The sequence below is a fragment of the Acinetobacter oleivorans DR1 genome, assembly GCF_000196795.1.
Classification (GTDB): Bacteria; Pseudomonadota; Gammaproteobacteria; order Pseudomonadales; family Moraxellaceae; genus Acinetobacter; species Acinetobacter oleivorans.
In genome coordinates, this window is record NC_014259.1 from 3,580,332 (window position 1) to 3,594,490 (window position 14,159).

14 protein-coding genes are annotated in these 14,159 nt (G+C 41.4%); all 14 read right to left on the reverse strand.

Translation table 11 applies throughout. From position 1 onward, the window contains the following. Positions 1-13: 13 nt before the first annotated feature. The 14 genes from AOLE_RS16825 to AOLE_RS16890 are packed head-to-tail and all read right to left on the reverse strand — an operon-like array spanning position 14 to position 14,156. The gene (locus AOLE_RS16825; protein ID WP_013198963.1) at positions 14-448 is read right to left on the reverse strand and encodes a hypothetical protein; all 435 of its coding nucleotides are present in this window, start codon (positions 446-448) and stop codon (positions 14-16) included. A gap of 11 nt (positions 449-459) precedes the next feature. Next, the gene (locus AOLE_RS16830; RefSeq protein ID WP_013198964.1) at positions 460-1,686 is read right to left on the reverse strand and encodes a beta-ketoacyl-ACP synthase; all 1,227 of its coding nucleotides are present in this window, start codon (positions 1,684-1,686) and stop codon (positions 460-462) included. Then, positions 1,686-2,411 carry a 3-ketoacyl-ACP reductase FabG2 gene (locus tag AOLE_RS16835; RefSeq protein ID WP_013198965.1) on the reverse strand — a complete coding sequence of 242 codons (726 nt, stop codon included), beginning with the start codon at positions 2,409-2,411 and terminating at the stop codon, positions 1,686-1,688. Before AOLE_RS16835 ends, AOLE_RS16830 begins: the two co-directional genes overlap by 1 nt. A 23-nt stretch (positions 2,412-2,434) precedes the next feature. After that, a complete protein-coding gene (locus AOLE_RS16840) occupies positions 2,435-2,860 on the reverse strand; it encodes an ApeP family dehydratase (protein ID WP_000762337.1) in 426 nt (141 codons plus the stop codon). After that, on the reverse strand, positions 2,860-4,062 hold the full coding sequence (locus tag AOLE_RS16845; RefSeq protein WP_013198966.1) for a beta-ketoacyl-[acyl-carrier-protein] synthase family protein: 1,203 nt from the start codon (positions 4,060-4,062) through the stop codon (positions 2,860-2,862). The genes AOLE_RS16840 and AOLE_RS16845 overlap by 1 nt, the downstream gene beginning before the upstream one ends. Further along, positions 4,059-4,604, reverse strand: coding sequence for a DUF3261 domain-containing protein (locus tag AOLE_RS16850; RefSeq protein WP_013198967.1), 546 nt, complete (start codon positions 4,602-4,604; stop codon positions 4,059-4,061). Before AOLE_RS16850 ends, AOLE_RS16845 begins: the two co-directional genes overlap by 4 nt. A gap of 2 nt (positions 4,605-4,606) precedes the next feature. Then, on the reverse strand, positions 4,607-5,902 hold the full coding sequence (locus AOLE_RS16855) for an NAD(P)/FAD-dependent oxidoreductase (protein WP_013198968.1): 1,296 nt from the start codon (positions 5,900-5,902) through the stop codon (positions 4,607-4,609). Positions 5,903-5,931: 29 nt separating this feature from the next. Beyond that, a complete protein-coding gene (locus AOLE_RS16860) occupies positions 5,932-8,247 on the reverse strand; it encodes an MMPL family transporter (protein WP_013198969.1) in 2,316 nt (771 codons plus the stop codon). Further along, positions 8,222-8,851, reverse strand: a complete 630-nt coding sequence (locus AOLE_RS16865) for a LolA family protein (protein WP_004794688.1) — start codon at positions 8,849-8,851, stop codon at positions 8,222-8,224. Before AOLE_RS16865 ends, AOLE_RS16860 begins: the two co-directional genes overlap by 26 nt. Further along, positions 8,851-9,279 (reverse strand): acyl-CoA thioesterase, encoded by a 429-nt coding sequence (locus AOLE_RS16870; RefSeq protein ID WP_003654902.1) that lies wholly within the window; start codon positions 9,277-9,279, stop codon positions 8,851-8,853. The genes AOLE_RS16865 and AOLE_RS16870 overlap by 1 nt, the downstream gene beginning before the upstream one ends. A gap of 9 nt (positions 9,280-9,288) precedes the next feature. Beyond that, positions 9,289-10,824, reverse strand: coding sequence for an HAL/PAL/TAL family ammonia-lyase (locus AOLE_RS16875; protein WP_013198970.1), 1,536 nt, complete (start codon positions 10,822-10,824; stop codon positions 9,289-9,291). 1 nt (position 10,825) lies between these two features. Further along, complete coding sequence (locus AOLE_RS16880) at positions 10,826-11,752, reverse strand: LpxL/LpxP family acyltransferase (protein ID WP_013198971.1); 927 nt, start codon at positions 11,750-11,752, stop codon at positions 10,826-10,828. Between the two features lie 2 nt (positions 11,753-11,754). After that, positions 11,755-12,495 (reverse strand): glycosyltransferase family 2 protein, encoded by a 741-nt coding sequence (locus tag AOLE_RS16885; protein ID WP_013198972.1) that lies wholly within the window; start codon positions 12,493-12,495, stop codon positions 11,755-11,757. Positions 12,496-12,497: 2 nt separating this feature from the next. Then, a complete protein-coding gene (locus AOLE_RS16890) occupies positions 12,498-14,156 on the reverse strand; it encodes an AMP-binding protein (RefSeq protein ID WP_013198973.1) in 1,659 nt (552 codons plus the stop codon). Positions 14,157-14,159 lie beyond the last annotated feature (3 nt).

Consider the following 14,159-nt stretch of genomic DNA (forward strand, 5'->3'; position numbering starts at 1 on the left):
TATTTAAAATTAATTAGAACTTAACCACATCGCCTTTTAAGGTAACACCCGCCATCATGGCACCTTTATAGCAATCGTAAGTTGTCGTACTTGTAGTTTCATTGGCTTTAAAATAGCTCACAATATTGGTAACAGCGTTTGCACCTTGTGCTTTAGCATTGTTTTGCATTTGGATCAGTGCTGAACGTAAAACCCAGTCACAAGACGTTGCTGCTGACTTACCAAAACCATTGGTTTTTTTATTGGTTACCGCATCTTTTTGAATAATTTTACCGCCAGTCTTTGTACCCTTTAAATAAAACTTTACTGAACCATCTAAAGTCCCATCTGCAACTGCACGGTCTACAGCTTCTTTAAAATTTAACTGATGTACTTCATCTCCAGCCTGAACAGTGGCAGTAAAACCCGCACTTAGCATTGCTACAAATAAAAGTTTTTTATTTAACATTGTTGTGTTCCTTATTGTTTAACACGTTTAAAAATAAGCGAAGTATTAATTCCGCCAAAAGCAAAGTTATTGCTCATAATAATGTCAGCATCCAAAGTTCTCGGCTGCTGAACGATATAATCCAGATCACCACACAATGGGTCGATTTCATCTAGGTTTAAAGTTGGAATGAAACGGCCACGATTCATCATTTCAATGCTCAGCCAAGCTTCAATAGCTCCACACGCCCCCAGCGTATGTCCAAAGTAGCTTTTTAAAGAGCTGATTGGTTTACGTCCTAAAACTGTTGCTGTCGCCTGACTTTCAGCTATATCCCCCTGATCAGTTGAGGTGCCATGTGCATTTACATAAGCGATGTCTTTTGCGTCTACAGATGCATCTTTAAGTGCCAATTGCATACAGCGCCCCATCATCTCGGCGTCTGGTTTAGTTACATGTTGACCATCAGTATTGCTACCGTAGCCAATCACCTCTGCATAGATATGAGCACCTCGAGCTTTGGCATGTTCGTATTCTTCTAAAATTAAACAGCCTGCCCCTTCACCAATCACCAATCCATCTCGCTTAGCATCAAATGGACGCGGTGTTTTTTCTGGTTGGTCATTCATGCCACTGGTCGCGAACAATACATCAAAAACCGCTGCACCTGCTGCACTAAGTTCCTCAGCACCACCTGCAATCATGACCTGTTGTTTGCCATATTTAATCGCTTCATAGGCTTGCCCAATGGCCATAGAGCCAGAAGTACATGCACTTGAGGTCGGTAAAGTTAAGCCTTTTAGACCAAAATATACGGTCATGTTCACCGCACTTGTGTGGGCCATCATACGAATATAGGTTGTTGCGTTGATCTTACTCATGCTTTGATGAAGCAACATGCTAGCAAACTCACCCACGGCCTCTACGCTACCCGCAGAAGAACCAAAAGCAACACCGGCTTCGCCACTAGACAAAATTTCATGCCCAAGCAAACCAGCATTTTGTAAGGCAGTTTCCGCACAAACCACAGACATGAGCGCTACACGCCCCATCCCACGGGTAACCTTACGGTTAAAATGTTTTGGAACATGGAATGTTTCAACAGGGCCAGCAAGCTTCGTCCGAAGATCAACATATTGCTCCCACTCTGGCATGTAGCGTATACCGCTTTTGGCAGCGTCAAATCGAGCAAAGATCTCATCGGAGGTTTCACCTAAAGAGGTAATTCCTGCCATTCCCGTCACGACCACACGTTTCATCAGATGAGTCCCCCATTTACAGAAATAACCTGTCGGGTTACATAAGAAGCTTCATCTGAACACAAGAATTTCACCACACTCGCCACTTCATCGACCTGTCCCATGCGTTGCAACGGAATCATTTTAAGCGCATGTTCTTTGACTTCCTCTGTCACCATTTCAGTCTCGATCAACCCTGGTGCAACACAGTTCACAGTAATTTTTCGCTTCGCCAATTCGAGTGCCAAAGCCTTGGTCGCACCAATCAAACCTGCTTTTGCAGCACTGTAGTTAACCTGACCACGGTTACCCATAATCCCAGAAACCGAAGATAAGGTGACAATACGACCACCTTTACGCAAATGAATCATTGGCATAACTAATGGTTTTAATACGTTATAAAAACCGTCTAGGGACGTTGAAATAACTTCATCCCAATCTTGATCGGTAAGTGCAGGAAAAGCTCCATCATGGGTAAGACCTGCATTCAATACAACGCCATAGAATCCGCCATGCTTCTCTACATCTTGTTCTAAAATTTGTTGAACCGTCTGGCGTTCATTTACATCAAACATTAGATAATGGCTATTTTGTCCTAATGCTTGAATCTCTTGTACGACTTGCTCAGCCTCTGCCTGACGCGAACGTGCATGTACGGTCACATCAAAACCAGCCTTTGCTAGTTGTAATGCAATCGCTTTCCCAATTCCTCGACTTGAACCTGTTACTAAAATTCGTCTTGTCACAATGTATTCCTAATTCTTTGTGGTTATTCAAATGGTGATTCTGTTGGCTCAAATACACTTAACGTTGCTTGAATGCAGTGCTCAGCATATTGAATTTCACAGGAAAATTGCCCAAGTCCTTCATGAAAATATTGTTGTTCTATTTGAATGATCAATCGTGAACCCAAGGCGAAGTAAGGGATTGGTAAATTTAATTTACGCGTTCCCAATAAAAAACCGACTTTTGGCGCTTGTTTTGACTGCTGACCTTGCCAGCCTGAATAAGCACTAATCGTTTGTGCCATAATTTCAATGCTTGCCCATGTCGGCAAACCTTCTGCTTCACAAAACATCAGCTCTGGCGTAATCGTGAGTTCTGCTTGCGCTCGCCCTTCTGCAACCTCGGTTAAATGGTCAATAAATACCATCGGTTGCTCATGAGGAATATATTGAATTGCATCCAGTTTCACTAGGGCTTCACTCCAAAAACAAGACTAATATTACTTCCCCCAAAAGCGAAAGAATTACTCATGACATAGCGAATGGATTGTTTTAGTTCAGCTTCTTGCACATAGTTTTGGTCAGCCAAATCTGGATCAATCTCAACACTTTGATGTAAAGGCAACCAACTTTGATCTTTTAAAACTTGCTCACAAACAAAAGCTTCGATGGCACCCGCTGCACCTAGACAATGTCCCGTTTTATGTTTTGTACTACTTAAAGCCACTGGGTAATCCCCAAAAACTTGTCTTACAGCCTTAATTTCCATTGCATCATTTTGTGGAGTTGCTGTTCCATGCAAATTGATATAACCCACCTCTTGAGCGGAAATATGTGCCATATCTAATGCACGTTGCATAGCTAAAGCGGCACCTTTACCTTCAGGGTGCGGGGCTGAAATGTGCCATGCATCCATGGACTCACCCGCCCCCATTAACATGACAGGTGCTTGTTCTTTACTTAGTACAAAAAACGCAGCGGCTTCACCAATATTAATACCATCACGGTTTAGACCGCAGGGTTGGCAAATATGTTCAGATAAACTTTCTAGGCTATTAAACCCATTTAGAGTCAACTTACACAAGGTATCGACGCCACCGACTAGCACAACATCGGCTAAATCTGCGTGAAGTAATCTCTGCCCTGCAGCTAATGCTTTAGCGCTTGAAGAACAAGCTGTCGAAATCGTATATGCTGGCCCTTCCCATCCTAAGTACTGCTGTAATGCTTTCGCTAAACAGCTCATTTCTTGAGGATAATGAGATATCGATAGATCGGTTTGCCCTTGAAAATATTGCTTAAGTAATAATTCATTATCTGCAATACCAGAAGTCGATGTGCCCACCACAATCGCCAAACGTTTATTTTCAAAGGATGCTGTATAGGCTTTTAACTCTGTTTCAATTTCAGATAATGCGGTTAATGCAAAACGTAGATTACGTGAATCTACAGACCACAAAGCATCAGGTACGCTCGAACATAATGGATGCGTATATTGTCCGACCCAAACATCACGATCAGCGATTAAATCATTACGCAAACTCAAGGTTTGCTGCGGCTGTTCTAATGCCTGTTTAATTTGATTAAGTTCGCAGCCTAATGCAGATAAACCAACACTAAATTGTATGCCTACTGCCATTGGAGCTGCATTTTCTGAAGGTAAATGTTTCATGGCGTAGGACTTTCTTCTGACTGTAAGGTGTTCTCAATCGAACTCAACGTCATGGTATAAGGGACTTGTTCATTAATCAATTCAATGCTTCCTTGTCCCTGTTTAAGCTGCAACACAGGTTGCTTTTCAATATAAACAACCTGCTTGTCTGCTTGTTGTTTCATCTCTACAGCTTGCTGCCCTAAATGCGAAAACTGAGGGTATGTCGCAAACAAAAGGTCACGCACCACAAACTCAAAAGGCAATAAACGCATTTGATCAATACGCTGTTCAACATGAACCCGATGCCCATCAAACTGTAACTTAAATAATTGCTGGCCTGTCAGGCTTAAAGCGACCATATCCAGTACAGCACCCTTTTGCTGTTGATATAACAAGAAGCTAAAACTTTGCTGCTTCCACTGAACTTCAACTTGATCTTGCCTTTGATAAGTCTGAGCCTGCCATAGAGGACTTTGCAGCCCTTTAGCATGTGGCATAACCTGACAACCATTTAAAAATATAAAGCTACTGAGTAATATCGTTGCCCATTTGCGTTGCATGGTTATCCCTCAAGTACCTGTTCTTGCGCCAAGCCTTCACGACAATATTCTGCCAAGGTGCTGAGTCTACGTTTGGCATTTTTATGGATTGGATTTTTTTCATCCCACGCATAACCAGCCAATAATGAAGAAATCATACGGCGAATACCTTCATTCTGATTTTGCGAGAACACTACATCTTGGAACTCGCCTTCGTACCATGACTCAACATAGGCACGAAATACCTGAATGCCGCGGCGTAATGGTTTTTCATATTCTTCTAACCAGTCGACTTGCTGACCTTGCAAAACTCGCTCAACCAAAGGAACCGCCAAACTTGAAGATTTAAGAGCAATCGTCACACCTGATGAAAAGACCGGATCAAGAAACTCACCCGCATTACCTAATAGCGCATAGTTACGGTCTGCCAAATGTTTTACATTCGCTGAGTAGCCCACCAAAGTACGTACTTGTGTATCAAACTTTGCATGGCGCAAGACATGTGACAAGCTTGGTTCATCACCCAAAATACGCTTAAACATTGCCTCAGGTTCATTATCTTCAGCATTTTTGACCGTGTATTTATCAAAAAAATCTTGTTCTGCAACAACCCCGAAAGAAGCCCGTCCATCTGCAAATGGAATCAGCCAATACCATGCACGGTGATCTTTTTCATGGACAGTAATTAAAATTTTATTACGATCAAACTCTGGATCATCTGTAATTCCATCTTCAATATGGGTAAACAGCGCACGTCGTACCGGAAAATTTGATGGGCTTTCTAAATCTAATAACTTTGGCAAAATCCGCCCAAAGCCACTCGCATCTAACAAGAATTTAGTTTGAATCTGATAACGCTGTTGTTCTTCATCAATTACTGTAAGTACAGGCTGTTCAGATGCAACATCAACATCTAAAACCTCATGCCCAAAGCGTATATCTGCGCCATAAACTTGAGCCTGTTTTGCTAGTAGGTTGTCAAAATCTGCACGGCGAACTTGCCAAGTTGTTCCCGGACCATCCGTAAATTTTTCTGTAAAGTCATAAAAGCTACGCTGTTTACCGCGTAGAAAAGCCGCACCATTTTTAAATTGAAAAGCATATTGCTCAACATGCTCACGGACTGTTTCTAATAAACCAGCCTCTTCTAAAAATGTCATAGACTGTGGTAGCAATGACTCACCAATCGAAAAACGAGGGAAATGCTGTTTTTCAATGACCGTAACGGTATAGCCCTTTTTTCGAAGAAGTGCAGCAGCAGAACTACCTGATGGCCCAGCCCCAATAATCACGACATCAATTTTTTCTATAGTGCTCATAGCACAACTTCCTTTTTAATTTATTCAAATTATGAATGGTCTTGTAAATTTACAATATGTTTTTCATCTGCTGGGGTGAGTAAAGTCGCATAGATAAACGAGAAAATAACCCCGAATAAAACCGTTAAACCAAAACAATGAATTGCATAAGTATGGCTAAATGAAAGTAATCCAAAGCCGAGTAAGGTCGACATCATACATAAAAATAATGCCATTCCAACTACTTGTGGATGATCATGTCCATGTCGGTAGAAAATTGCATAGTCAACACCAATCCCAATAATCAGGAAAGTCGCCATAATACTAAATAGGTTAATCTCGACACCTAACCATGCCTGAATAGCAAAAGTGCTCAGTAAAGCCAAACTGACTGGCAGAACCAATGGCACAATCGAACTTAGTCCATAAATAAGCGCTAAACCAACCGCCAGACCAATTAAGGCATAAATCAGAAGATGTTGAGCCAGTACTCGATGTTCAGCAAACATTTGCGACATCTCGGTAATCGGTTGCTGGAAATGTATATGCTCATTCTGAAGCTGCTTTAACACTTCAGGTTGTTTTACCCCTGTCACCATCACTAATCGCTCATTGGCTTGAGGTTGTAAAAAAGCTAATGGGTGATCTTTAAATACAGAAAAATCTAATAACGGTTGTGTCGCCAGTTGCTGTTGCCACTGTAAAACATCATTAACATTTAGCCCCATGCTTTGTGCATACTGCTGCAAAGTCGCTTTTGGAATATTTCTTAATAGTTGTAGATTATTTTGCTGCTCTGCCAATGGTGGAACCCATTGACCTAAAGCTTGAAATCCACTGATTTTTCCGTTTTTTTGCAACTGTTGTAATTGCCCAATCAGTTGCTGCTCTTGTTGCTGCATTTCATTTGCCGATGCTGCACGCACCACAAAATAATCACTACTTTGTTGCTGACCAAATTGCTCACGAACCGCTTGGTCTTGCTGCTTTAAACTCGCGTCCATACCTTGTAAATTACGAATATCATCGTTACTTTTAAGATAGAAAAGACTCACTGTACCTACTGCTAAAATGACTGCAATCAAGCCATAACGAATTTTGGCACGCTGTTGAAACCATAACCGTGCTTGTCCAATCCACGACAATGCTTTTATTGCTGGTTGGGCATTGAGTGCAGGTAATCTTGGTAATAGCAGTACACTGCTGATCCATGCCGCAGTTAATCCTACAATTGAAAAGACTGCAATTTGCTTGAACCCAGGAAACGGAGTAAAACTCAAAAAGATGTAAGCAACCAATGTGGTCATTAAGCCCATAAACAAACTTGGTAATAGTGGTTTTAAAATTTGAAAACCACCAAGCTTTCTATGCTGCGATTGCATCGCCATAAAATAAAATGAAAAGTCGACACAGACACCAATTAGACTTGCACCAAACACTAATGTCATCAGGTGAATTTCACCAAACACCCAATGTGTGACCGCAAATGCTACAAAGCTTCCAGTCGAAACTGCAATAAACTCGGTCGCCAAAGGTCGCAGTGAGCGAAAGCCGAACCAAACCAGAAAAATTAATCCCAGTGTCGAGCCAACACCAATGGTTGAGATTTCCTGTTTAGCCGATTGCGTCCCAAAATTTGAAAATAAAATAGTTCCAGTCCAATGAGATTTTAATCCCATTGCAGCTAACTTTTGCTTAGTTTGCTCAATCCAAGTAGAGGTCTGTTCTTGGTAATCAATATTGTATGGGCTTTGCGTCAACTGTAATACGAAAAGCCGAGAGATACCTTGCTCATGATGAATCGTGGCAAAGCCCTGCTCCATTTCAATATCTTGTTGTGACGGGGTTGCCAACTGCATAGCATAACGAGGGAACAATAATAGCGGGTCTTGCTTAAGTGACTCGGCAGTGACAGGCATGCCTGGACTCATCATCTGCATCAGACTTTGTTCAGTCAGCGCAGCATAGTCCTTTTTTTGCAATAAGGCTTGATCTTGAGCACTCAACAAGCCTGTGCGATGTTGATACAACTGTTTTGCAAATTGATCAAAATCAAGTTGTGGCTTCAACGGTTGCCACAACTGACTTTGCTTGGCCTGCGCTGTTAAGAAATGAGTCGCTTGTTGTATCGCAGCTTCATCTTTGGCATCTACCACCACAAATACTTTATTGTTGAGTTGCTCATTCATGTACTGCTGAGTACGTGCAAGTTCTGGGTCTTGCTGAACTTTAGGCAATAACGCAAAAATATTAGTTTGAATATGAATATCTTTATTCAGCCACGTCACGCCAAGCCCCACAGCAACCAATAGCAGAGCAATTAACCAAAGCGCGGTGAACTTATTTTGCCAGTTGGAAAATCGCATGCTCAGCAGCCGTTAGAGTCGTCGGTTGAGAAGTCTGGTGACTAAAGCGAATGGTCGTTAAATTATTCGCTTTCTCGGTAATCACGATTTGGTTGACGTACTGTTGACCTTGAGCATCAACACGCACAAATAACTTTTTAAACAAGCTACTTTTCGGAGTTAAGCTCATGCTCCAACCCGCTGGACTATAATTCGCACTTACCACATTAAAATTCTTTGCCAAAGCCTGTTCATTACCAGACATGAGTTGTAAGAATAAAGTCGCGACCGAACTATATGGCGATTGATCAACTTGTATTTGGCTAAATGTACGCTGAGTTTTCTGTACCAATTTGGTTGGGGTAACAATCAAATCTGCTTGCACAGGTCGTTTGATTTGCCACGCTACACCATAAGATTTTGAGAACAACAAAGAGCCGTTCGATACAAAAGTTTTATTCAACGATGGCAATTTTTTTTGCTGTTCAAAATCAGCACGAACCGTAGGAGACTGTGACAATTGCTGAAAAATTTGAGTGATCTGTGTTGGCGCTGCATAGACCGCACTTAAACTGCTCATCCAAACAGCAGCACCTAAACCTAAAGTTTTGATGAATTGAGACATCACGTATTCCTCTTCGGTTGAAACTCAGACCATGCATTCAAGCGATCAAACAAAACCTGTGGCGATTGAAAACACATTTCACGAGCTTCAATATTCACCGCTACCTGTGTGGTATAACCCTTGGTTAAACGTTTTCCTGACTCAGCATCAAAAATCAAATAATCAATTTTCAAACGGTTTTCCCATTCTTTTAAAATGGCCCGAACCCGAATCTTTTGTTCAAACTCAATACCGTATGCATAGCGAACATGGCTTTCAATCACAGGCCATGCATAGCCTGATTCTTTCATCTGCATATAGTTGTAATGAAATTGATCGAGCAATTTACAGCGCGCAATCTCAAAATATTTTAAATAGTGTCCATGCCAAACCACATTCATGGTATCGACATCATGAAATGGAATTTCAATGATTACATCTGCATGCATTGGCTCACCTTATCCCATAAATTCTGGTTGATTAAACAGTTCAAGTTGGTCTAAACGATCAACAATCTGTTGTAATTCGGTTTGTAATGGTCGGTCTTCTTCGACAAATGCAAAGCTTTGTAAGGTCCATTGCATAAATGCCTGCAATGTTGGACTTAACTGTGTGGTGAGGCCTTTCAAGTGAATCGCCTGCACACTTGCACAGCACAGCGCTGCAATGACTTGCTGTGTTAAGGTAATTACTCGGCTCGCATCACGCGCAGCAATAGTTCCCATGCTAACTTTGTCTTGGTTATGACATTCGGTTGAACGTGAAAAAATTGAAGCTGCCAAAGTGTTTTTTAAGGCTTCAGCCGTCCACGCCGATACTCCGATTTGTACCGCTTTAAAACCATGATTCAGTGGCAAACGTTCAGCCGTTGCACCCGTTAAATTACGTGGTAAACCATGATTCATTTTATGATCGACTAGTTGTGCAATCTGTCTATCCATCAAGTCAGCAATATTGGCAATCATAATTTTTAAGCTATCCATTGCTTGTGCAATGTGTCCACCGTAAAAATGACCGCCATGCAACACACGCATACCGACTGGATCAATCAATGGATTGTCGTTACTTGAATTCAGTTCATTTTCAATAAACTGACGTAACCATACTTTTGAGTCTTCAAAAACACCAATGATGTGTGGTGCACAGCGCAACGAATAACGGTCTTGCAAGCGTGGACTTTGATGTGCTGTTTGTACTTCACTGTTCAGCCAGTCACGTAATTGCTTGGCAATTTGCTGCTGTCCCGGATGCGGTTTTTGTGCAAACAGTACTTCATCAAAATGACTAGGATTACCTTCTAATGCCAATATATTTAGAGCAGTAATTAAAGTACTTGCAAGTGCAATTTGCTCTGCTTTTTTATAGTTCAAACAAGCAATTGCCGTCATCACCGCAGTGCCGTTCATGAGCGCCAAACCTTCTTTAGGTCTAAGCGTTAAAGGCAGCATATTTTTTTCAATATAGACTTGAGCAACAGGAACAATTTGCCCATCGACATAGACATCACGCTCGCCGACTAAAGTTCCCGCAATATAAGACAACGGTGTTAAGTCACCACTTGCCCCGACTGAACCTTCAGAGGGAATGACTGGTATTACATTTTCATTCAGCAACCAAACCAAGCGCTCAAGTAGTGCTAACGACACGCCTGAATAACCGCGAGCCAATGAACATAAACGTGTCACAACTACTGCACGTGCAGTGATGACATCTAAATTTTCACCTAAACCACAACCATGAAAGCGTGAAAGATGTAGCGGTAGTTCATTAACCTGATGTAATGGCACTTCAACCAAACATGAATCACCATAACCCGTGGTCACCCCGTAGATAACCCCTTCTTCTTCAAGGAGCTGATCGAGAAAATCAGCACCTTTTTGAATCAGTTCACGCCACTCAGACGTTTCTGGTAAAGCAACCTGACATTCGCCTCTGGCTACAGAAACGACATCTTCAATACTCAGTGGTTGTTCACCTACGGTTAACACACGCATGTTATTTCGTCCAAAAATTATAAAAATTAAACCATTGATAAGGGGCACGCAGACAATGCTGTTCTAGTACGGCAACGTAGGTTTTAGTGATGGTTTGCATACTTTCAATACGATTAGCACGAGGTAAATTGATCTGTTCAGCAATTGAATGAATATGCACTTGAAACTGCTGTTGTACTCGATAGCAAAACACCGCAATAACAGGCACTTTGAGTAAATTTGCTAAAATCCATGCACCTTGTGGGAAAGCTGCTGACTCTCCTAAAAAATCAACATGCTGTACACGATCTGACTGCACAGGCACTCGATCTGCCGCCACAATGACCCACTCGCCTTGCTGCATTTTGTCTTGCAATAGCATGGCAGTTTCAATACCCAGCTCATCAACTGATAAAAGACAAACATCGGCCTTATCATTTATTTTTTTCAAAAACTCATTAAATTTTGTCGCATGCTTTTGGTAAACCAGCACATTAATTTTCTGCGGATGCTCTGACTTAATGGCTCGAAGCAACTCAATATTGCCAAAGTGAGAGACAATAATCAGAGCACCTTTTTGATAATGCTGAGAGAAGTTATCGTGCCCAAAAACTTGCAGTTCCTGCTCAGGAATATTACCTAGCCAACCCTCAATCTTATCTAAAATACATTCGCCAAATTGCATGAAATGCGCATAGCTATTTGTCCAATTTGGTTGGTGGCTAAAAGGCGACTGTGATCCAGCAAAATGATGCAGTTTTTGTAAATAAAGTAAGGAAGCCTGTCGTGCAGTGGCAGCAAATAACCAGTACCACATAATAACGAAGTACATCACCAACTTGCATAACCAACGTCCACCAAAACGGTAAAACCACAACACGAGCATAAGGGGCAACATACCGCCTCGCTCTTTAATGTCGTTCCATTTTGGTGAAGCTGAATCTGTCATAATTAACCTTGCAGTTTTTGCTTTAACAGCTTCGGTAGGCGAATCAGCATGCCCATGAACAAAGTTGCATGTGCTTTACTCAGACCTAAGTTATCTCGCCAAGCATGAAAATGAGAAATACCCTGCTCTGGATAAACCACAGGTGTCGGGACATTAATAAAAGGGGTATTTTCCCATTTTAAACGCACTAAAATTTCACTATCAAAGCCCATACGCGGCTGAAATTTAGCACTATTTAACACCTTTACTGTGCTCTCGAGCGGATACACGCGAAACCCGCACATGCTGTCTTTAATTTCAAAAGACAAACTGTTTAACCAAACCCAAAAATGAGTAATGTAACGGCCATATAAGCGCTTTTTGGGAATAGAGGCATCGAAGTATGGCTGACCAATTACCATTGCATCTGGATGTTGTCGAGACTGCTCAATAAATTTTGGAATGTCATCCCAGCAGTGTTGACCATCTGAATCGAGTTGTAATGCATGGCTTAAACCAAGCTCATAGGCTGCACGTAAACCAGTCATTACGGCTTGTCCCTTACCTTTATTCACCTCATGTTCAATTAAGTGAATTTGGGAATATTGCTCGGCCAATGCTTTTAAAATTTGGCTACACGCATCATCACTACCATCATTGACCAACACTATCGGTAGATGAAAACTGTCCAGATAAGAAATCAAATCTGCTAAATAATGTGGATGATTATAAACCGGAACAACAAAGCCGTAATTGGACTGCATTTTTAATCCTCTACTTCTGTTTGCAAGGCAAATAATAATCGCCCTGAAGCCAGAATCTGTTCTGAATCACGTAGTTCAAAACTCACTTTATGCTCTTTTCGAGCAAGCTTGAGTTGTACCACGGCATACGGACGAATCAGGTTTTGAAATTTTAACTGCTCATACCCCTGACACCAGCTCAAATCAGACCAAATTGATTTAGCAAAATGTTGTAAAAAGCCTATTTGCCCAACCCCAGGATAAATCGGTTGTGTTGGGAAATGCCCTTTAAAACATGCTAATTCAGGTGGAAATTCCAACTCCCAAATGTAGTCATCTGAATTTTGAGACTGTGACAGCACCACGGGTTGTAACATAGGCTTAAATAGAGTTTTCAAATAGTTTTTATTGAGTTTGGACTGAGTATTTTGTGGTAACTGGCTAAGGAAACGCCATTGACGAGGAATCGCGATTGTTTCCAAGCTGTCTTTTAATTGTTGTTTTAAATGGCTGACAAAAGCGGACTTACCGTGCTGTTGTAATTGCTCACGAGCTTGTTCTGTCAGAACAACAATACAACCCAATATTTGACGTTGCTCATGCTCAAGTACCAATACATGACAGTGTTTTACGACATCTAGAGCCTGAATACTTTGCTCAATCGCGTCTAGACTCAAGCGCTTTTCTTCAAGTTTTACAATTCGATCTGTACGCCCCATCAACTTAAAGGTCTGACATGTTGCATCGGTCCATGCAGCGCCATCACCTGTGCTAATCCAATCATCCTCATAGGCATGATTACTCTTGACCATAAGCTGTTGCTCTTCAATCCGAATAGCCACATTACTAAATGCAATCCAAGCATCTTCATCTTTAGCACGATGGGCAATACCACCAGTTTCCGAACTTCCCAAAACTTCAATAATCGGACGATTTAAGAAAGGGCGAACACCACTTTCTAGCTTGCCACCAGAACTAAAGACCATTTGGCAGTGTTGTAAAATGACATCGGTTGTCCAACGTTTTAATAATGCAGGACTTGAGATCAAATAATTGCTTAATCCCAACGTTTCTAATTGTTTTTGAGCTTGTACCACATCTTCTGGGAATGCCATTTGAGGCACATAAAAACTTCGACCAGTAGCAAGTGGTAGCAGTAATTTAAACAGTAATCCATAAATATGTTGATGACTGACCGTTGCAATCCCGATTGCATGTTCATCAAAACTAAAGCTTTGACTTAACCCTTGGACTTCGTTGAGTAATTGTTTGAGTGTCCTTGGAATTTTTTTAGGTTCACCAGTTGAACCTGATGTATAAAAATAGAGTTGCGCCTGCTCTAAAAAAGCATCGTCTAAGGTTAAAGATGAAGGAACAACTTTTTCAGTATTTTGGCGCTTTAAAAAATAAACCTGCTGTGCTGCAAAATCCTGTTCTAATTCACGTACTCGATTTGGTGGTAAAAGTACTTGTTTTTTCGCTAGCAAAGCAGCAAAGAATAAAACCAGAAATTCATAGCTATCCGCTTCCCATAAAGCCCAAGTTAGATTTTCCATTTGAGCAATTGCAGTAGCTTGTAAGGCCACATCCTGCCAAAAGTAATTAAAACTGGTCGAGTGCAGAGCATCGTCTATACAAAGTGGCTGAGCTGAATCGATGAATTTCTGAAAATGGCAATACATAGT

Coding starts and splice junctions, on each gene's coding strand:
- AOLE_RS16860 (WP_013198969.1), bottom strand. CDS start 8,247: ATGCGATTTTCCAACTGGCAAAATAAGTTCACCGCGCTTTGGTTAATT.
- AOLE_RS16850 (WP_013198967.1), bottom strand. CDS start 4,604: ATGCAACGCAAATGGGCAACGATATTACTCAGTAGCTTTATATTTTTA.
- AOLE_RS16855 (WP_013198968.1), bottom strand. CDS start 5,902: ATGAGCACTATAGAAAAAATTGATGTCGTGATTATTGGGGCTGGGCCA.
- AOLE_RS16890 (WP_013198973.1), bottom strand. CDS start 14,156: ATGTATTGCCATTTTCAGAAATTCATCGATTCAGCTCAGCCACTTTGT.
- AOLE_RS16865 (WP_004794688.1), bottom strand. CDS start 8,851: ATGTCTCAATTCATCAAAACTTTAGGTTTAGGTGCTGCTGTTTGGATG.
- AOLE_RS16875 (WP_013198970.1), bottom strand. CDS start 10,824: ATGCGTGTGTTAACCGTAGGTGAACAACCACTGAGTATTGAAGATGTC.
- AOLE_RS16845 (WP_013198966.1), bottom strand. CDS start 4,062: ATGAAACATTTACCTTCAGAAAATGCAGCTCCAATGGCAGTAGGCATA.
- AOLE_RS16825 (WP_013198963.1), bottom strand. CDS start 448: ATGTTAAATAAAAAACTTTTATTTGTAGCAATGCTAAGTGCGGGTTTT.
- AOLE_RS16880 (WP_013198971.1), bottom strand. CDS start 11,752: ATGACAGATTCAGCTTCACCAAAATGGAACGACATTAAAGAGCGAGGC.
- AOLE_RS16885 (WP_013198972.1), bottom strand. CDS start 12,495: ATGCAGTCCAATTACGGCTTTGTTGTTCCGGTTTATAATCATCCACAT.
- AOLE_RS16870 (WP_003654902.1), bottom strand. CDS start 9,279: ATGCATGCAGATGTAATCATTGAAATTCCATTTCATGATGTCGATACC.
- AOLE_RS16830 (WP_013198964.1), bottom strand. CDS start 1,686: ATGAAACGTGTGGTCGTGACGGGAATGGCAGGAATTACCTCTTTAGGT.